The 19,063-nt window shown below is 65.2% G+C and carries 15 protein-coding genes and 1 pseudogene; 8 read left to right on the top strand and 8 right to left on the bottom strand.

All coding sequences use genetic code 11. The features are described from left to right. Window positions 1–31: 31 nt before the first annotated feature. The 7 genes from OKW41_RS42535 to OKW41_RS42565 form a co-directional block, all read right to left on the bottom strand. Window positions 32–838 carry a c-type cytochrome gene (locus OKW41_RS42535; protein WP_429576126.1) on the bottom strand — a complete coding sequence of 269 codons (807 nt, stop codon included), beginning with the start codon at window positions 836–838 and terminating at the stop codon, window positions 32–34. Continuing rightward, on the bottom strand, window positions 835–2,460 hold the full coding sequence (locus OKW41_RS42540) for a b(o/a)3-type cytochrome-c oxidase subunit 1 (RefSeq protein WP_429576127.1): 1,626 nt from the start codon (window positions 2,458–2,460) through the stop codon (window positions 835–837). The genes OKW41_RS42535 and OKW41_RS42540 overlap by 4 nt, the downstream gene beginning before the upstream one ends. Next, complete coding sequence (locus tag OKW41_RS42545; protein ID WP_429576128.1) at window positions 2,447–3,019, bottom strand: cytochrome C oxidase subunit II; 573 nt, start codon at window positions 3,017–3,019, stop codon at window positions 2,447–2,449. Before OKW41_RS42545 ends, OKW41_RS42540 begins: the two co-directional genes overlap by 14 nt. A 2-nt stretch (window positions 3,020–3,021) precedes the next feature. Then, window positions 3,022–3,198: a hypothetical protein gene (locus tag OKW41_RS42550; protein WP_429576129.1), complete on the bottom strand. Its 177-nt coding sequence runs from the start codon at window positions 3,196–3,198 to the stop codon at window positions 3,022–3,024. 51 nt (window positions 3,199–3,249) lie between these two features. Next, window positions 3,250–4,599 (bottom strand): c-type cytochrome, encoded by a 1,350-nt coding sequence (locus tag OKW41_RS42555; protein ID WP_429576130.1) that lies wholly within the window; start codon window positions 4,597–4,599, stop codon window positions 3,250–3,252. Continuing rightward, the gene (locus OKW41_RS42560) at window positions 4,596–5,321 is read right to left on the bottom strand and encodes a c-type cytochrome (protein WP_429576131.1); all 726 of its coding nucleotides are present in this window, start codon (window positions 5,319–5,321) and stop codon (window positions 4,596–4,598) included. The genes OKW41_RS42555 and OKW41_RS42560 overlap by 4 nt, the downstream gene beginning before the upstream one ends. 500 nt (window positions 5,322–5,821) lie before the next feature. After that, entirely contained in the window at window positions 5,822–6,709 is an 888-nt protein-coding gene (locus OKW41_RS42565) for a LysR family transcriptional regulator (RefSeq protein ID WP_429453269.1), read from the bottom strand. A 95-nt stretch (window positions 6,710–6,804) separates the two neighbouring features. On the opposite strand from OKW41_RS42565, the gene OKW41_RS42570 reads away from it, so the two are divergent. The 8 genes and pseudogenes from OKW41_RS42570 to OKW41_RS42605 all read left to right on the top strand — a co-directional run bounded on the left by OKW41_RS42570 (window position 6,805) and on the right by OKW41_RS42605 (window position 18,235). Then, window positions 6,805–8,169, top strand: a complete 1,365-nt coding sequence (locus tag OKW41_RS42570) for an MFS transporter (RefSeq protein WP_429576132.1) — start codon at window positions 6,805–6,807, stop codon at window positions 8,167–8,169. Between the two features lie 266 nt (window positions 8,170–8,435). Beyond that, window positions 8,436–9,104, top strand: a complete 669-nt coding sequence (locus OKW41_RS42575) for a response regulator (protein ID WP_429453266.1) — start codon at window positions 8,436–8,438, stop codon at window positions 9,102–9,104. 136 nt (window positions 9,105–9,240) lie between these two features. Further along, the gene (locus OKW41_RS42580) at window positions 9,241–9,930 is read left to right on the top strand and encodes a response regulator transcription factor (RefSeq protein ID WP_090802973.1); all 690 of its coding nucleotides are present in this window, start codon (window positions 9,241–9,243) and stop codon (window positions 9,928–9,930) included. Window positions 9,931–10,038: 108 nt separating this feature from the next. After that, window positions 10,039–10,683 (top strand): response regulator transcription factor, encoded by a 645-nt coding sequence (locus OKW41_RS42585; RefSeq protein WP_184053864.1) that lies wholly within the window; start codon window positions 10,039–10,041, stop codon window positions 10,681–10,683. Window positions 10,684–10,927: 244 nt separating this feature from the next. Then, window positions 10,928–11,676: pseudogene (gene aqpZ, locus OKW41_RS42590) on the top strand (aquaporin Z). A 149-nt stretch (window positions 11,677–11,825) separates the two neighbouring features. Beyond that, complete coding sequence (locus OKW41_RS42595; RefSeq protein WP_429576133.1) at window positions 11,826–16,238, top strand: ATP-binding protein; 4,413 nt, start codon at window positions 11,826–11,828, stop codon at window positions 16,236–16,238. Window positions 16,239–16,688: 450 nt separating this feature from the next. Then, window positions 16,689–17,123 (top strand): CHRD domain-containing protein, encoded by a 435-nt coding sequence (locus OKW41_RS42600; protein ID WP_429453260.1) that lies wholly within the window; start codon window positions 16,689–16,691, stop codon window positions 17,121–17,123. A gap of 143 nt (window positions 17,124–17,266) precedes the next feature. Then, window positions 17,267–18,235 carry an alpha/beta hydrolase gene (locus tag OKW41_RS42605; protein WP_184067089.1) on the top strand — a complete coding sequence of 323 codons (969 nt, stop codon included), beginning with the start codon at window positions 17,267–17,269 and terminating at the stop codon, window positions 18,233–18,235. Here the strand turns inward: OKW41_RS42605 and OKW41_RS42610 are convergent. Beyond that, the gene (locus tag OKW41_RS42610; protein WP_429576134.1) at window positions 18,202–19,041 is read right to left on the bottom strand and encodes an EcsC family protein; all 840 of its coding nucleotides are present in this window, start codon (window positions 19,039–19,041) and stop codon (window positions 18,202–18,204) included. The genes OKW41_RS42605 and OKW41_RS42610 overlap by 34 nt on opposite strands. Between the last annotated feature and the right edge of the window lie 22 nt (window positions 19,042–19,063).

The following is a 19,063-nucleotide window of genomic DNA, read 5'->3' on the forward strand; positions in this document are numbered from 1 at the left end:
CTGCGTCAACCCGCGACCTCTCACCGTCCCACTACTGCATGGCCGCGTAATACCTCGCCACGGCATCGATTTCCTCGGGCGTCATCTGCCGCGCGACATTGCGCATCTGCTCGTTGATGTCGTTGCGCCGCGCGCCCGAAGCGAACGCCTGCAACTGCGCGGCCAGATAGGCCGCCGACTGTCCGCCGAGCCACGGTGCCGCGCCCTTGCGATCGAGTTGGCCATGACACGCGGCGCACTGGGCGATATTGCGTTGCGGGTCACCCTGCATCACGAGCCTGGTTGCGGTCGCATCGGGTCCTTCGCCGGCGCGGGTCTTCTCGGCCGCCGCGGGGAGCGGGAGCGACGCGTAGTACACCGCCAGATCGTGCAGATCCTGGTCGCTGCGTCCCGCGATGATTGCCTGCATGACCGCGCTTTGCCGCTGGCCGCTCTGGAAGTCGCGCAATTCCTTGTAGGTCACGTCGGCGTACTGCCCGGCGAGCGCCGGCGCGGTGACCTGCACGGTGCCGAGTACGCCGTGGCACATCGAGCAGTGCTGCGTCGCGATCGTCGCGCCGCGGCCGATCGCGTCGGCCATCGCGTGACTCGTGTCCGAAGGCGGCAAGACGACGACGTCGCTCGGCACGTGGCTGGTCTCGTTGCCGCTGTACCAGCTCGACGGCACGCCGGCGGCGCCGCAAATCCTCGCCCACAGGCTGAGGTCGCCGAACGCGCTGCTCGCCGACGGCAGCCATACGAAGCCGATCAGAATCGCGACGATCGCAACCGCGAGCGTGCTGCCGACGCTCCACACGAACCACGGGTTGCGCCGGGTGAACAGGCGTTCTTCGTTCATCGCTGCGCTCCGATGACGACTGCCGGCACGGAGGTCTGCGGCAGTCTGAGCAACTGGACGATCGGCACGCTGTAGTTGACGACCGTGAGCCCGATCATCAGCGCGACCCACAGGCCGAAGCTATTGAGCGCGACGGGCACGCGCTCGACAGGGTGCGCGGCGCTAGCGAAGCGGAACGTCTGCAGCTCCACTAGGGGGCCGAATTGCGACTTCGCGAGGATATAGACGAACAGCAGGCCGGACACCGTCAGGATCAGCCCGCCCACCGCGGACATGACGACCCACGCACCCTGACCCTGCACGCCCGCCATCGCGTAGTCGTAGTAGGCCATGCGGCGCGGTGCGCCGAGCAGGCCGACGTAATGCCACGGAATCGTGACCACCATCATGCCGATGAACCACAGCCACAATTGCGTGCGCACCAGTTTCGCCGACAGGATCGCGCGGCCGGTCAGCTGCGGCCACAGTTCGTACGCGATCGCGAAGTACATGATGACGATCGCGCCGCCGAAAATCAGGTGGAAGTGGCCGGTCACCCACTGCGTGTTGTGCACGGTCGAGTTCAGCTGATAGCTCATGTTGATGAGGCCGCCCGCGCCGCCGAAGCCGAGCATCACGAACGAGAACGCGACGACCAGCATCATCGGATTGCGCCACGGCAGCGCGGTGAGCCAGCCGAGCGCGCCCTTGCCGCCGTGCAGCCGTCCGGCGATTTCCACCGACGCGCAAATCGTGAACACGGTCAGCAGCGTCGGCACCGACACCATGCCGGTGAACACCGCATGCACGAACTTGAAGCCTGCGCCGACCTGCGGATCGACGAACAGGTGATGGATGCCGATCGGCATCGCGAACACGAGGAACAGGATGAACGACACGCGCGCCATCGAATCGCTGTAGAGCCGTCCGCCGATCGCGCGCGGCACCAGGGTGTAGTACGCGATGTACGCCGGAATCAGCCAGAAGTAGACGATCGCGTGCAGCGTCCAGGAGAACAGCACGCGCGCGAGGCCGGCGTCGATCGTATGGGCGAGACCGAGCGCGACGGGCAGGATCTGGAACAGGATTTCGAGCGCCGCGCCGACCGCGGTCCACGCCCACAGGTAGGCGCCCGCGACGTTCGCGAACATCGCGAGCGGCACCGGCTTGCCGGGGTTCGCGCGCTTCCAGATGCGCAGGTTCACGTGCATCAGCGCGACCCAGATCCACGAGCCGACCACCACGAGCACGACGCCGAGGTAGTAGAACGGACTGCCGATCATCGGCGGATAGAACGTGTAGAGCACTGACGCCTTGCCGAGCGCGACCGGCACCATCGCCATCACGGCGCCGACCAGCAGCGTGACGAGCGCGGCCCACGCCCATTTGAGACCGACGAGGCGCTGCGCGAGCGCGAGCTCGACGATCGCGTAGCCGAACCCCATCGAGACGAGCGTCGGCATCACGTAGGCCATCACGGTGCCGTGCGCGGTCACGGAACGATAGTACAGCTCAGGATCGGCGATCCACGGCAACAGGGGACTGCGCACCAGCATCTGCCACGCGCCGAGGCACAACGCGATCGCGAACATGATGAAGGCGAGCCAGAAATGCGCGAGTACGAGTCGCTTAGCGTGGAACACAGCTCAGTCTCCGTGATTGTCGGGCCTGTTCGAAGAAGGCGGCTTTGTCGATCACCTTCACGTTCGCCCACATGGTCTGATGGCCGAAGCCGCAGTATTCGTGGCACGGCATCGCGTGATCGGCGGGATGGTCGAACTGCGTGTTCAGCGTCGCGACGTAGCCGGGCACGACCATCGTGTTGATGTTGGTGTCGGTGACGAGCAGGCCGTGCACGACGTCGGCGCTGGTGGTGCGGATCGTGATCGGCGTATCGGCGGGCACGAGCAGACACTGCGGCGTGAACGAGTACTGCTGCGCGACGAAGCGCACGATTACCGAGCCGTCCGGCTGCACCGCGCTGCCGAGATTGTCCTCGGCGAATTCGCCGGACAGCTGCAGACGCGACGGATCGATCGTCTCGACGCGCGACGGCGGCATCATCGCCCAATGCACGCCCGAGAACACGATCACGGCGAGCATCAGCACGATCAGCGCGACCGCGAAGATGGCCCAGCGCCGCTCGGCGCGCAATGCGACCGCGTGGCCGCTACCGGGTTGATGAGAAGAGTCGGTCGACATGGTCAGTGGATGATGCCGCGCGGCAGAAACGCGAAAAAGTAGAAGGCGAACCAGATCAGCATCACGATGACGGTTGCGACGCCGGCCAGCGCGATCGCGCCGTGCGGACCGGCCGCGACGACGCGTTCGACTTCGTCGTCGGTCGGCGGGGCGGCGCTGGGCGGGTCGTTCGCTTTCATGTCGATGGTTCTCCTATGCGACGTTTTGGTACGGCCCTTCGGTGCGGCGCCTCAGTGCAGCGGCGCCTTGCGCAACTCGTTGACTTCGTGGGCCGTGACCGGCAGGCCGTGATTGCCCCACGCCGTGCGGATGAAGGTGACGACGGCGGCCGCCTCGGTGTCGTTCAGCTCCTGGCCGAACGGCGGCATGCCGAACGGCTGCGGATTCTGTTTGGTGCCGGGCGGGAAGCCGCCGTTCAGCACGATGCGGATCGGATTGACGTTCGAGTCCATTTCGATCGACTGGTTGCCCGCGAGCGGCGGGTAATGCGGCACCTGCCCTTCGCCATTGTCGCCGTGGCAGATCGCGCATTTCTCAGCGTAAATCCGCTTGCCGAGCGCGAACACCGTCGGGTCCGGCGTTGCGCTCGGCCCGGTCTTGCGGCCGCCCTGGTCGGGCAGCGACTTCAGATAGACGGCCATCGCGCGGATGTCTTCGTCGCTCAGGTGCTGCAGGCTGTGATAGGTGACCTCGGCCATCGGACCGTAGACGGCGCCGCGTGCGGAGATGCCCGTCTGCAGCAGATCGACGATGTCCTTGATGCTCCAGTCGCCAAGGCCGCCGTCCTTGTCGGAGGTCAGCGATGGCGCATACCAGTTCTGCAACGGAATCAGCCCGCCCGCGAACTGCTCGCGCGGCGACGAGCCGCCGAGCATATTGATGCGCGTGTGGCACATCGTGCAGTGCCCGAGCCCTTCGACCAGATACGCGCCGCGATTCCATTCGACCGATTTGGTCGGGTCGGGCTGGAACTCACCCTCGTGGAAATACAGCGTGCGCCAGCCGTACAGCAGATCGCGCTGATTGAACGGGAAGCGCAGCGTGTGCGGGCGATTCGGCTGACGCACCGGCTCGACCGTCTTCAGGAACGCGAAGATCGCGTTCGAGTCCTCGCGCGTGACCTTCGTGTACTGGGCGATCGGCATCGCCGGATAGATCGGCGCGCCGTCTGGCTTGCGGCCGGTGCGCATCATTTTGAAGAACGCTTCCTCGCTCCACGTGCCGATGCCGTACTGCGGGTCCGGCGTGATGTTCGGCGAGTACAGCGTGCCGAACGGCGTTTCCATCGCGAGGCCGCCGGCGAACAGCCGCCCGCGCGGCGCGGTGTGACACGCGATGCAGTCGCCCGCGCGAGCGAGGTATTCACCGCGTCTGACGATCTCCGGGCGGCTGTCGGCGCCGCCTCCAGTTGTGGCTGCCGTGGCGGTCGCTTCCGCGCCTTGAGGTGCGGCGGTCGCCGCATGCGCCGTCGTCGCGAGCGGTGCATGAAGCAGCGACGCGAGCGCGAGGCTGCCGATCGCAAGGACGCTAGCCATGCTTGCCGGGCGCAGCCAACCGGGCGGGCGAAGTGTCGGCTTCATTGCGGTTGGCTCCCGCAAGCGAGGGGCAGCCGCTCGGCGGATGCCGGTGCGGGCCGGGGATCGGCGGGACGCGGCTGGCGCGCGAGCCAGTTCGATACCGCGGCGATGTCGTTGTCGTTCAGCTTGAGCGCGATCGTGCGCATGCAGTCCGGTGCGAGCGCGTGGCGGGTGCCTGAGCGCCAGGTGCCCATCTGTCCGGCGATATAGCTCGCGTGCAAGCCGAGCAGGCCCGGAATGCCCGGCTGCGTGCCGGTCATGCGCGCGCCGTGACAGGCGATGCACGCCGGTATGCCGCGCGCCGCGTCGCCATGCATCACGAGCTTTTCGCCGGCGGCGAGCAGCTTCGGCGGCAGGGCAGCGTGGTCGGATTCGGGATAGGGCGGCTGCAAGGCCGCGAAATACTCGCTGATCTGACGCAGGTAGTCGTCGGGCAGGAACGCGAGCAGATAGCCCATCGGCGGATAGGTGCGGCCGCCGTCGCGAAATGCGATCAGCTGGTTGAACAGGTACTCGGCCGGTTTGCCGGCGATGCGCGGGAAGTAGTCGTTTTTGCGGCCTTGGCCCTGCTCGCCGTGACACGACGTGCAGGCGCGCATGCGCTGGTCCATCGATGGGGGCATCGCGCCGGCCGCGTCGGCGGCCGCGAACGCCGCGCCGCTCCATAGCGCGTGAAGCGCGCACAGCACGAACAGGACCGCAGCGCCGATAGTTTTGCGATACACACCGGGCCTCGTTGTGGAACGTTCTTATCGCTCGATTTATATACCCGGCGCGCGTGTGCGGATTGCCTTATGAATCCGGAAACGATGCATCTCGGGACTAGCTGCTTTTAATTGAGTTGCTATTAACTGCTATTCGGAACGGGCTTGTTCGGGACCGCGAAGTATGGAAGCGCAATGATGATGCAATTGTCCGGCCAAAACCTTGATCTGCGACAATGATTCGCGCTGGATGCGCCTGGGACGGCGGCTTTCTGGCTGCAAAGAGCGACGCGTGAGGCGCTGAAAACGCCCGGTAGCCAGCAGCAGCGTGCAACAATTTATCGGACGCGTCAATAGAGAATACAAAGGAAAACAGGCGCTCCGATAATCGCGGACCAGCATGGATGCAGGCCCCAGCGCGCCGGATTTTGTGGCGCCGCGGCTTATCGATCGCAATGCATCAAGTAAATGTGATTAGCTGATGTCGATCGATAAATTTTGCTGTGAATTTCATTTGTGCGTCATGCGAAGAGCCGCACGAGCGCATCACGTGCATTGCTGACCAACTCGCTTTCGCCCGGACGCCGGGGCAGCAGATGAAACTCGATGGCGGGCAGCGGTGGCAAGCCGAAGTTCGCGGCACACGCCACCACGCCGCCGCCGAGCGACGACTCGTTCAGACAGGAAATCCCGAGCCCCGCCTTCAAGGCAAGCTGCAGGCCCGCGACGCCCGATGCCGAATGCGACACCACGTACGGTACCTTGTGTTCGTCGAGCAGCTTGACGACGAAGCGCTGCAACTGACACGTCGACGGCAGCAGCACCAGTTGATACGGCGCGGTGGGGCGGGTGGCGGCATCGGCGCAACTGGCCCATAGCAGCCTTTCGCGCCGCACGACGATGCTCGCGGCACCGGCACCGGCGCCGCGCGCACGCAGCTGGCCTGTGACTAGCCGCGCCGACAAACCGATGTCGAACGAGGCGTGATCGTCCGCGCCGCTGTCGATCACCGCGCTCGGCAGCACCGTCACGTGCAGCTTCAGCCGCGGATGCTGTTCCGAAAACGTCTTGAGGATGCGCGCGATGTCGTGCGGCCGGTAGTAATCGGTGATCGCGATGCGCAGCTCGCCGTCGAGCGAGCGGCCTTGCAGGTCGTCGAAGGCCGCTTCGCTCATCGCGATGATGCGGCGCGCATGCTCGAGCAGGCGCTCGCCCGCGGACGTCGGACTCACACCCTGCCGGCCGCGCACGAGGAGCGGCTGGCCGGCGCGCTCCTCGAGCTTCTTCAGCTGCTCGCTTACCGACGACTGCGACAGGAACACGCGCTGCGCGCCAGCCGACACCCCGCCCGATTCGGCGACGGCGACGAAGGTCCGCAACTGCGCAAGGTCGAAACCACGCTGGCTCATGATTCGGTTTTTCCGATGGTGGCGATCTAAATTTCCGGCTTTGCCGATGGAATGCCCAGCCGTAGCATACCCCCGAATGACACACGGAGGGTGTGATGGACAACGGATCGATGACAGCGTCGGGCGGCACCGGCGAGCGCGGCGCGCGGCATCGCTGGAAGGTGCTGGGCGTTGGTTTTGCCGCGAATGCGAGCTTTTCGGCGGCATTTTCGGGGATTCCGACGACAGCGGTGTTCCTGCGCTCGGACTACCACCTGGGCAACCACGGGCTCGGCCTCGTGCTCGGCATGCTCGGCCTGGGCATTGCGATCAGCGAGTTGCCGTGGGGGCTGCTAACCGACCGCTGGGGCGATCGCCGGGTGCTGCTGCTCGGCTTGCTGTCGACCGCGGTCGCGCTCGCCGGTCTCGCGCTGTTCGTGTCGCCGGGCGGCGCGCATGTGCCCGGCATCGTCCCGCTCGCGCTCGGGCTGCTGTTGGTCGGACTGCTGGGCGGCAGCGTCAACGGATCGAGCGGCCGAGCGGTGATGGCGTGGTTTCGCGAAGGCGAGCGCGGCCTCGCGATGAGCATCCGCCAAACCGCCGTGCCGGCGGGTGGTGGACTCGGCGCATTGGTCCTGCCGGTGCTCGCCGCGCACTTTGGTTTTGCGAGCGCCTATGCGGTGCTGGCGTTGGCGTGCGCGATCACCGCATGGTTCGCGTGGCGCTGGCTGCACGAGCCCGCACACGCGGACGATACGCCGGCGCCCAAAGGGGCGCGCGCGGCTGCGACGGCCCGTGCTGCGGCGGCCAACGGTCGGAGGATGGACTCCTCGAACGTCAGCGCACCGCCGCCGATGATCTCCCCATTGCGCGACATCGCGATCTGGCGCGTCGCGCTCGGCGCGGGCGCGCTGTGCATGCCGCAGATTGCCGTGATCACATTCGGCACGGTGTTCCTGCACGACTTCGGGCGTGCCGGCGTGTTCGCGATCAGCGCGACGATGGCCGCGGTGCAGACTGGCGCCGCGATCGCGCGGGTCTGGAGCGGCGCGTGGACCGACCGGCGCGGCAACCGCCGCGCGTATATGCGGGCATGCAGTCTGTTGACCGCCGTGCTGTTCGTGCTGCTCGCGCTCGCGACCGGGCTCATCGGCCTGCGTCGCGCCGGGGCGGTCGCGCCGCTCGCGCTGATGATCGTACTCGGCGGAGTTAGCGCGTCGGCGTGGCACGGCGTCGCGTTCACCGAACTCGCGACGCTCGCCGGTACTCGCCGCGCGGGCACCGCGCTCGCGATGGGCAACACCTGCGTGTTCCTCACGCTGTTCGTGACGCCGCTCGCGATTCCGGCGCTGCTGTCTATCGGAGCATGGCCGCTGGTGTGGACGGTGGCGAGCGCTTGCGCGTTGCTCGCATTGCCGGTGTTTCCGCGCGCCGCGTCGACGCGTGCGATGCGCGCGACGCGTGCTTGCGATGCGGCGTGAGACATGGGGCGAACAGCGCCCGCTTTGCGTTGCCGAATTGATTTTGATTCGATTCGAATCACGGTGCGCATATTGCTTGGTAGAACTATAAATTATCCCGGTTATTGATCTGGATTAGGAACGCTCCGATTGTCGTGAATTTGCGAGGGTGATCAGATGGCTTTTCCGGCACGTCGCTTGAGTGTCGCGACGCAGGTCGATGCCTGCCGCCTGCACAGCCACTGCCGCGCGCATTTCGACCATTCTTATAGCGAGCGAGACTAATCGTGACAAATCTTCGAATCATTCTGGCGGACGATCACCCGTTCGTCCTGCTTGGCCTGAAATCGACACTGGAGGCGCACGAAGGTCTGTCCGTCGTCGGTCAGGCGCAGATGCCCACTGCGTTGATCGCATTGCTGCAACACACACCGTGCGACGTGCTCGTCGTCGATCTTTCCATGCCGGAGCCCGCCGGCGAGATTGGCGACGGACTCGGCCTGATCCGGCGCATTCGTGGCGAGTGGCCGTCATTGCGCGTCGTCGTCGTGACCGGGCAGACGAATGCCGCGATGTTGCGTGTCGTCGTCGCCGATGCCGCGGTCAGTGTGATCGGCAAAGCCGATTCGCTCGAGGAACTGCCGCAAGCGGTCTGCGACAGTGCGCGCGGCGCGCGCTACCTGGGCCGCTCGGTAGTCGATACGCTCGCGCGTTTGCAGCCGGACAACGGTCGGTTCGTGTCGGCCCTGCTGCTGTCGAAGCGGCAGACCGACATCCTGCGCAGGCTCGTGAGCGGCGAGTCCATTGTGCAGATCGCGGCGGCGCTCGGCTGCCATCGCCGCACGGTGAGCCGGCACAAGCGCGAAGCGATGGCGCGGCTTGGAGTCAACGACGACCCCGCGCTTTTTTCCTGTGTGCGCGCCTGTGGCACGGTTCTCCTCGAATCGGAAGACTAAGCATCAGGCATACGGTTGTTCGTTCCATTTCAGAGCGCTCTGATGTTTGTCGCAATAGAAATGCTCGACCATTGCGTGAGCGCCGGTCACACATAACAAGGTGTCGAGAAATGAAAGTATCGAGGAGCGCCAGACGATGAACCTCATGGCTGCATCAGGCTCGCCTGTTCGAACGATCATTGCGGATGATCATCCGCTGGTTCTGCTGGCTATAGAAAATCTGATTGGCAACTATCCAGACCTGAAGGTGGTTGGCCGTGCGGCGGATGTCGCCGAACTGTTCATCGAAGTCGATCGCAGTCCTTGCGATATCGTGCTGATGGACCTTTACATGCCAGGAGGGCACAACGACAACCGGTTCGACGTCGTCAGGCAGTTGAAGGCGCGCTATCCCAACGTGGCGCTCGTCATTCTGACAATGGAAACGGAGGCGGCGACGCTGCGCAAAGTGATGTCGCTCGGCGTGGATGGGCTGCTGAGCAAACGTGATCGTATCGATCTGATCCATGTGGCGGTGGTCATGGCGCTGGCGCGCGAATGTTTTGTCGGTCCGGCGGTGCGCGCCATGCTGGCCGATGTCACGCTGACGAAACGTCTCGACTTCGTGCGCGCCACCCTGTCTCGCCGAGAGTTCGAGGTTTTTACGCAATACGCGTCAGGACTCGGCGTCACGGAAATCGCCACGCGGCTGGGACGTAGTGTGAAGACGATCAGCGCGCAGAAGTGCATGGCCATGCGCAAGCTGTCGCTGAATAGCGACGCCGAACTGTTTCGCTTCGCAGTCGAGTATGGCGTAGTGCCAGAAGGGCTTGGTCAAAGCCGTTAAGCGAGCTGCAACATACTGCGCAGGCGCGCGGCGAATATATCGGCATAACCGGGGGACACATTTAGTGCGGTATGCCCGATCGACACCATAAAAAAGTCACGGAAAAGAATGCCAAACAAGATTCACGTCGTCGTGGCGGACGATCACGACTCCATTCGCGCGGGCGTCCGATCTCTGCTGCGCGACAAGCCGAATATCGAAATTGTCGGCGAAGCTGCCGACACCCGTGGTCTCGCGAAGCTGCTCGATGCCTGCGCATGCGACGTCGTCGTGTCGGACATCGGCATGCCGGGACTCGACGGAGACACCAGCGCGGTGCCGCTATTGCGCCGGCTGCTACGGCGCACGCCGCATCCCCACGTGGTCGTGCTGACCATGATTGGGCGCGCGCATGTGTTGGCCGGCTTGCGCAATATCGGCGTGACTGGAATCGTCGACAAGCGCGACGCCGTGGACGCATTGATCGACGCAATCGAAGCCGTTGCCGCCGGGGGCACCCATCTATCGGAACAGGTTCGGGCCGCACTCGCGACCGCGGAGCCTGCGCCGCCCCGGCGCGGCGGTGTGATGAGCGCACGCGAGTGGGAGGTGTTTCAACTCTATGTGCGAGGCCTCGCGGTGCACGAGATCGCCACACGTCTGCGACGTAGCGACAAAACCATCAGCACGCAAAAACGCAGCGCGATGCGCAAGCTCGGACTGGAAACAGAAGCCGACCTGATCAACTACGCCACTCAGATTGGGCTGATATGAGGCGCAGCAACGGTCACAAATTCTTGTTCTCGATGGCTTTGAGGTAGCCCTTATCAGACTTATCTGATTGCCGTGGCGTGGGGGGCACCCAATAATCCTGGCCGCCTGTCATTGCGCGCCTTGCGCCGCAACTGCCAAGTGGCTGGTTCGTGATCCGATTACCAATGGATCAGGGGAATCCGGTGCAGACCTCTTCGCGCGATCGTTTGGCGTCTGTGCCTCATACTTGATGGACGGGATAGAGATGGTTGCGCTAGGCAAGCGATTGTGCAGCGAGGGTGTGGGTACGGCTTGGCTCGTGTGTTCGTCGGCTGCGGCAGTACGGTGCTAGACACCACAGGCGTGCTGCAGGGCACTGGCGCGTTGCAAATGTCGTTGGCGTTCGGTCTTGCGCTCGCCACCGGCAGCTATGCCTTCGGCAAGATTTCCGGCGCGCATTTCAATCCTGCCGTCACCATCGGCCTGACGATCGCGCAGCGCTTTCCCGTGCGTGATGTCTTGCCCTATATCGCTGCGCAAATCTGGGGCGCAATAGTCGCCGCGGCGCTGCTCGCCTGCCTCGCCAGCGGCCGGCCAGGTTTCGAACTCTCCGCGAGTGAATTCGCGGCGAACGGCTTCGGCGCTCATTCGCCCGCCGACTATCCATTGCATACGGCGCTCGTCGTGGAATTCGTGCTGTCGTTCGTGTTTGTCGGAGCATGCCTGCTGGTCGTCGTTCGAAAAGAGGTGGCAACGATTGCGCCGTTCATCACCGGCGCATGTCTGATGCTCGTCTACCTGGTGTCCATTCCGATCACCAATGGAGCGGTCAATCCCGCACGCTCGACCGCGCAGGCGCTGTTCGTCGGCAACTGGGCGCTGGATCAGTTGTGGCTGTTCTGGGCCGCGCCGTTGGCCGGAGCAATCGCGGCTGGCGTGCTGTTCTCGTTTCTGGACGGCGGAGCCGATTCGTCTTCGGTGTCGTTGGTGGACGGGCAGGGTGACGTTTCGTGAGCGAGGGACGGTACTCACCACTTCCGGTCGATGCGGTGCTGACATTGGGGCTGCGGCGTTTGTTGCGGTGTCTTTGGCCGCGCTCGCCGCGCCACTCAATGACGCATTGGCTCGCGTTTTTTCTGCTGGCGGTTACGGATGCGGTCTGCATGGCCGGACCTGCCGGCGCTGCGTCACAGCCACCCGTAATTTCCGCAATGGGAGCGGGTTCTTCCGCGTCGTCATCCATTGCATTTCCTGCCAGATTGACGGTCGGCATTCTCGAAGGAGGCTGGGCGCCGTTCGACATTCCGCTGGGCGGCCGGCTCGCCGGCGTCAGCGGCGACCTGTTGCGCGCGCTCGTGGGGCCGAACGTCGTCATCGAGACGAAGAGCTTTCCCGACATGGCCAAGCTGGTCGCCGCGGCTTGCGCCGGCGAGGTCGACCTGCTGATGAGCATAGCGCGCACGCCGGAGCGCGAGCGCTGCCTCAGCTTTACGGCTCCTTACTTCCACTCGTTCGCCTCGGCCGTCGTGCGTCGCGACGACGCCCGGCATGTGAACCCCACCGACCTCGCTGGCGCGCGTATCGCGATCGAGCGCGGTTTTGCGCGTGAGCGTTTGTTGCGCGCAGGTTTTCCTCGCGCGAGTATCGTCTCGTTCGCGAGCACGCACGAAGCGCTGAACGCGCTACTGCATGGCGATGCAGACGTCTACTTCGGCTTCACGCCGGTCGTGCAATACGAACTGGCGACCGACGCGTATCGCAATCTGCGCGTAGCGTTCGAGCAAGGCGGTAAAGCGCTCGACCTGCGCTTTGCCGTATCGCCTCGCCAGCCTGCTTTGCGCGATCAGCTGAACCGTGCGCTCGTGTCGATGAATCCTGCCGAGGCCGCCGCGATACGCGCGCGCTGGCTGTCCGGCAACTTCAACGCGGCGCCCACGCCGGATGCACCACGCTTCACGTTGACGCCGGAAGAGAAGAACTGGCTGCGTTCGCTGCCGCCGTTGCAGGTCGGCTTCGACAACGACTGGGCGCCGTTCAGCTATGTTGATTCCGCAGGTCGCCCCGTCGGTCTGACCGCCGATTACCTCACGTACCTGAGCAGCACGCTCGGTGTCGTGTTCAACCGCGCGCGCATGGCCGACTGGGCCGCCGCCGTCGAAGCGTTCCAGCGTGGCGACCTCGCGATGCTGTCCTCCACATCGAGTCGCGGCGCGCTTCTGGTAGGCGCCGACCATAGCCGTGTGTACGAGAGCGATCCGCTGGTGATCGTCGGGCGGAGCGGCGCGCCGCCCCCGTGCTCGTTCGACGACATCACGTCGTGCCGCGTCGTGATGTCGCCGCATGTGGCCGGCTCGGTGCCGCTCGCGTTGGAAACGGTGCCGGTCGATCACATCGTCGTCGCGGCGAGCCTGGGCGAGGCGATGCGCATGGTCGCGAGCGGCGAGGCCGACGTGCTGGTCGGCAACGCTGCCGCGATCAATGTGCAACTGCGGCAGCACTACGTCGGCGCGCTCAGGGTGCTCGACTCGCTCGGCGAATCCGACTCGTTGTATTTTGCTGTGCGCGAGGATCTGAGCCCGCTCGTCGAGCTGATCGATCGCGCGTTGCAGGCGATGCCGGCAGCCGAAAAGCAGCGCATCCGGCGCAAGTGGGTTAGTCCCGCCGCGCCGGACAACGCCGTATGGAGCGTGACTGCGGTGCGGCTGCTGCCGGTGCTGATCGGCATCGGCGTCGTGCTGCTGGTCACGTTGCGCGCGTACGTGCTGCTACAACGCGAAGTCCGGCTACGCAAGCAGACCGAGCGCGAACTCGCCCTGCAATTGAACTTCCAGGAAACGATGATGAAGACGGTGCCGTATCCGCTCATCGCGAAAGGCCTGGACGGACGGTACATCGCGATCAACGAGGCCTATGAGAAAGCGTGCGGACTGGAGCGGAAGGACGTGCTCGGGCGCACGACGACCGAGGTCGGCACATGGGGCGACGCAAACAGCCGCGTGCTCGACGACATCACGGGCGAGATCCTGCGCGGCGGCGGCATCGCGAAAGTCGAACTCGAGTTCGAGGACGGCGCTGGCGAGACGCGGCATGGAATTTTCTGGACGAGCGTCTGCGAGGCCAGCGATGGGCAGCCGGCGTACGTGCTTGGCACGATGGTCGACATCACCGACATCCGGCGCGCTGAAATGCGCGCGCGCGAAACCGAACGGCGCCTGTTCGACGTCACGCGCTCGTTGCCCGCCGTCGTGTTCCAGTTGCGGCGCTCGCCGTCCGGCGCGTATTCCTTCCCGTACATCGGCGGCGACACGCGGCATCTGCTCGGCGAGGGTGATTGGCAGGGGGGAGCACGAGTCGATTTCCAACGAGTGTCGGAGCTGGATCGGCCGCGCGTTCTCGCCGAGCTCGAGCGTTCCGCGAGCTGCGCCTGCCCAGTGCATATGGAGTTCCGCCTCGAAAACGCCGGTCAACTAAAGTGGGTGCGGGCTGAGCTGGTGCCGCGGCGAGAAGCCGATGGCAGCGTCGTTTGGAGCGGCTATTGGGTCGATGCGAGCGTCGAGCGCGCGCGTTCGGAGGAACTCGCGCGGGCACGCGATGTGGTCGAGGCGGCCTCGCGCGCGAAGGACGACTTCTTCGCGATGATGAGCCACGAGATCCGCACCCCGATGAACGGTGTGCTCGGTCTCGTCGAAGTGCTCGAGCGCACGCCGCTCAGTACCGATCAGAGCGAAATGCTCGGCATGATCCATGAGTCGGCGGGCGCGCTGCTGCAGATTCTCGATGATTTGCTCGATTATTCGAAGATCGAGGCGGGGCGGCTCACGCTCGAAGCCGAGCCGATCGATCTGCGCGAGCTCGTCGATAACGCGGTCGGCCTGCTCGCGGGGCGCGCCCACGAAAAAGGGCTGAAAGTGCGCGTCAACATCGCGACCGACGCCGCCGCGACGCTCCGTGGCGACAGCGTGCGTCTGCGCCAGATTTTGTTCAATCTGCTCGGCAATGCGATCAAGTTCACGCCGAAGGGCGAGGTGGGTGTGAGCGTAGCGGTCGTCCAGGATCGCGCGGACTCGCAGACGTTGGAGCTGACCGTTGAGGACACCGGCATCGGCATCGCGCCGGACGTGCAGGCGGGCCTGTTCGAGCCGTTCGTGCAGGCTGAGTCGTCCACCACGCGGCGCTTCGGCGGCACGGGCCTTGGGCTGACGATCTGCCGCAAGCTGATCGACCTGATGAACGGCACGCTCGCGCTGCGCAGCGAACCCGGCCACGGCACGAGGATGATCGTGCGGCTGACGATGCCGATCGTCGAACGGCGTTATTCGATCAACGGTCTGCGCGGCAAACGCGCCGTCGTGATCACGCGAGATCCGCGCATCGGCAGCGCTCTCGCACACTTCGGCGAGGCGCTCGGGCTCGAACTGCGCCGCCTCTCGGCCGCTGCGGCGACGCAGGGCAAAAGCGACGTGCTGAGCCGCGCGGATCTGCTGTTCGTCGGCGAGGACGTCACGTTGCCCGTACAGATCGGCGCAAACGCGCGTGTCGTCACGCTGACCGAAAAGCCGATGCCGACGGGTTACCGCATCCTCGACGACAAGGTGCGCGTGAGCATCAATCCGATTTCGTGGCGCGGCCTCGGCGCCGCATGCGCGGCCGCGATGACGGGCCTGTCGTCGATGTCCCCGATGGTACCGCGAGCGCCAGGCGTGCCGTTCTCGACCGATGGCGTCGCGCCGCCGCCTGATCGTGAACGCGCGATCGCGAGCGGGCGACTGATTCTTGTCGCGGAAGATCACCCAGTCAATCAGGAGTTGATCCGCCATCAACTCGCCCTGCTGGGGTTCGCGTGCGACGTCGCGAACGACGGCGCCGAAGCGCTTCTCGCGCTCGAGCGCACGAGCTATGGCTGCCTGATCACGGACTGTCACATGCCAAACCTGTCCGGTTACGAACTGACTCGCCGTATCCGCGAAGCGGAGGCACTGCGCGTCGGCGCGCAGCGTCTGCCGATACTCGGCATCACGGCCAACACCGCGCCCGACGACCTGAGGCTGTGCCGCGAAGCCGGCATGGACGACAGTCTGATCAAGCCGACTCGGCTCGCCACATTGCGCGACTACCTGAGCCGCTGGTTTGGCACCGACACCGTTCGGCACCCCGCGCCGGCAGAAACATGCGGTCGCGAATCGTCTGCGCCGGCCGGCGAGCGGCAGATCACGCAGCGCGTCGGTGTCGAACCGTACGTGCCCATCGAACTAGCACACATGACGCAGTTATGGGGAAGCGAGTCGACGGTCAAGGCGTTGCTCGGTTCATTCGTCTCGTCGATGCGCGAAGACTTCAACGCGCTTGCGACGTTACTCGAACGCGCGGACACGGGGCGGGTGCCCGAGTGGCTGCATCGGGTGATGGGGGCGGCCAGCGTGCTGCAGTATCAGCCACTCGTACACGCGCTCGAAGCCTATCGTCGCGACATTGTCGCGAAGTCGCCCGAGCAGTTGCGTAACGAGGGGCATGCGCTAATCCGCCAATGCGAGGCGATGCTCGATGGCATCGAACAGCAGGCCGCATTGCTCGCCTAGCGGGCGGCGGGCGGTGACCTCGCGCGAATACGCGGCCGATTCAAACGGCCGCGACCAAAATCGGGACGAAAAAAAACGCGGCCGAAGCCGCGTTAAAGATTTGGAGACATCCTTCGATGAAGGAGTCACTTCTCGCAAATCGAAGCATACCAGGAACAGCGTCATTTATTCATTACAAATCGCGCAATTAACTTTTCGATTAAATCGATTAAAACGATTTCGCACTACGTTTTTGCCGGTATTTTTAGGCATATCGTGACGAACGCCTGTGCGCATTGCGCACGTTGCCCATCAGGCCTTCTGTTTCAATCACAGTCCGGTTCGAATTAAAGCGGCCCGCGCAAGCCACCATCCCAACCTCACCGGCTCCAAATGATTTGCACTAGTATGTGGAAGCTCCGCACGGCCGACACGGGTGCCGCGGCGGCGCGTCAATGTCCGGAGAAGACCATGATTTCGCTGCGAAAATTGAATCTGGCCGTGGTGGTGTGGGCGCTTGCGTCGGGCGCTGCGTTCGCGGATACGGTTGCGCTGAAGGCGGATCTCCAGCCGTCGAGCGAAGTGCCGCCGCGCGTGAGTCACGGGCACGGCGTGCTGAATGCGACCTTCGACACATCCACCCAATCGCTGCAGTGGACTGCTACTTACGAAGGCTTGAGCGGTCCGGTCACCGCCGCGCATTTCCACGGTCCCGCGCCGGTTGGCCAGAACGCGAAGGTCCAGGTGCCGATCGAGAAGAATGGCCTCGCGAGTCCGATCAAAGGCACGGCGAAGCTGACCGAGCAGCAGGTCACGGATCTGATGGCGGGGCAGTGGTACTTCAATGTTCATACCGCGCAGAATCCGACGGGCGAAATTCGCGGGCAGGTGTTGCCGGCGAACTAGGCGTGGGCCTCGCGTGTGCGTAGCGTGGGCCGAGCGCGCGTGCCGCGGCCAAAAGCAGCTTCACACCGTTAGAACCCGCCAACCAACGGCGCCCCCGCCACCGCCCGTACCATGACGGGACTTCAACGAAGGAGCATGTCCCGATGAGCTGGCAAAGCGCGCTCGCTTGCTGGTATTTGCGCAGGCAGTTCCGGCCCGAAACCCTCAAGCCGTCTATCAACGTCGAGCGGGCGCGCGCGCTGACCTCGAAGCGGGTGTGGTCGCCACGCGTGCCGCGCGGCTGGCATCTTCGCGAAACGTATGGCGCGGGCGAGGCGCCGCTCGTCGGCGAATGGCTGGAACGCGTGGACGGCGGCACGGCCGGCGGCGCGGAGCCGACGGTGCTGTATTGCCACGGCGGAGGCTACTACTTCTGCTCGCCGCGCACGCATCGGTCGCTAACGTTCGCTCTCGCTACCCGCGCAGACGCGCGGCTCTTCTCCCTCGACTACCGCCTCGCGCCCGAGCATCGCTTTCCGGCCGCGCTTGACGACGCCACCGCCGCCTATCGACAGTTGCTCGCGATGGGCATCGCGCCGAGCTCGATCGTGGTCGCCGGCGACTCGGCCGGCGGCGGCCTCGCGCTCGCCACGCTGGTCGCGCTGCGCGACGCCGGCGCACCGATGCCCGCTGGCGGCCTGCTGTTCTCGCCGTGGACCGATCTGGCAACGACCGGCGCGAGCCTGCGCACCAACGACAGCGTCGATCCGATGTTCTGTGGCGCCTCGATCGAGCGCGCGGCCAAGGTCTATCTCGGCGACGCGCCGGCCACGCATCCGTACGCGTCGCCGGTCTACGCGGACCTACGCGGTCTGCCGCCGCTGTTCTTGCAGGCGGGCAGCACCGAGGTGCTGCTCGACGACGCGCGCCGCGTCGCCGACCATGCACACGCGGCAGGAGTCGATTGTGAATGCGAAGTGTGGAAAAACCTGCCGCACGTGTGGCCGATGTTCGCGCCGTTCATGCCGGAGGCGAACCGCGCGCTCGATCGCGCGGCCGCGTTCGTGCGACGCGCGACGAGCCGCGCCGCGAACAGGGCTCAGGCGTCGAGCGTGACGTCGAGCGTCCGATAGACGGCTTCGATCGTTTGCTGGCCGTATTGCCGCTCGAGCCGCCGCACGGTGAAGTGCCCGTGCGCGACCTGCTGGAAGTGATCGATAAACACGGTGTTGACCATCGCGCCGAGCACCGCGCCGATCGCGGGAATCGATTTGGCGGCGATCTGTTCGCTGACCTGCACCGAAAAGCGCGCGGCGATCGCGTTGAGTAGCCGCAGCAGCGCCGCCGAGCCGTGGGTCGTGAAGCCCTTGCTGGCCACCTCGGACGACGCCTTCGACACCGCCTGCGCTAGCGCGCCGCGCATGAAGAAGTAGCCGAGGTCGGCGTCGTCGTCCTCGCTCGATGTACCGCCCATGCCGAGCACGGTCAGGCATTGGAGCTGCGTGTCGACCGAGGTCAGGTCCTCGCCCTCGCTTCGCGCGATGTCGCAGATCGAGCGGAACATCAGCGTAGTCGTGACCGGCAGCTCGACCGGCAGCGCGACCAATCCAAACGCGCCGCCGGCCGCGCCGGTGGTCGCGACCGCGAACTTGTGCAGCAGGTTGTTCGGCTTGTCGGGCGCGAGAAGCTTGGCGTCGTCGCGCCGGCCGAGCGTGCGTAGCGCGATCGACAGACATTTGCGCAACGCGGCCTGCGTCGCATCGGACACTTTTTGGTTGGCGAACGCCGGGATGCGCGATAGCAGCTTCTCGATCGGCGCGCCGACGACGCTCGCGAGCTTCATCGTGAGCGCGGGGCTTTCGAGCTGGTGTTTCGCGCGCCGCAGCGCGGCGAGGTCCTGCTCCGATAAGGATGGTGTTGCGAGCGAACTCGGCTGCATGGGCCTCCCTGGCATGTCGTGT

Source organism: Paraburkholderia sp. UCT70 (assembly GCF_050434085.1).
Lineage (GTDB): Bacteria > Pseudomonadota > Gammaproteobacteria > Burkholderiales > Burkholderiaceae > Paraburkholderia > Paraburkholderia tuberum.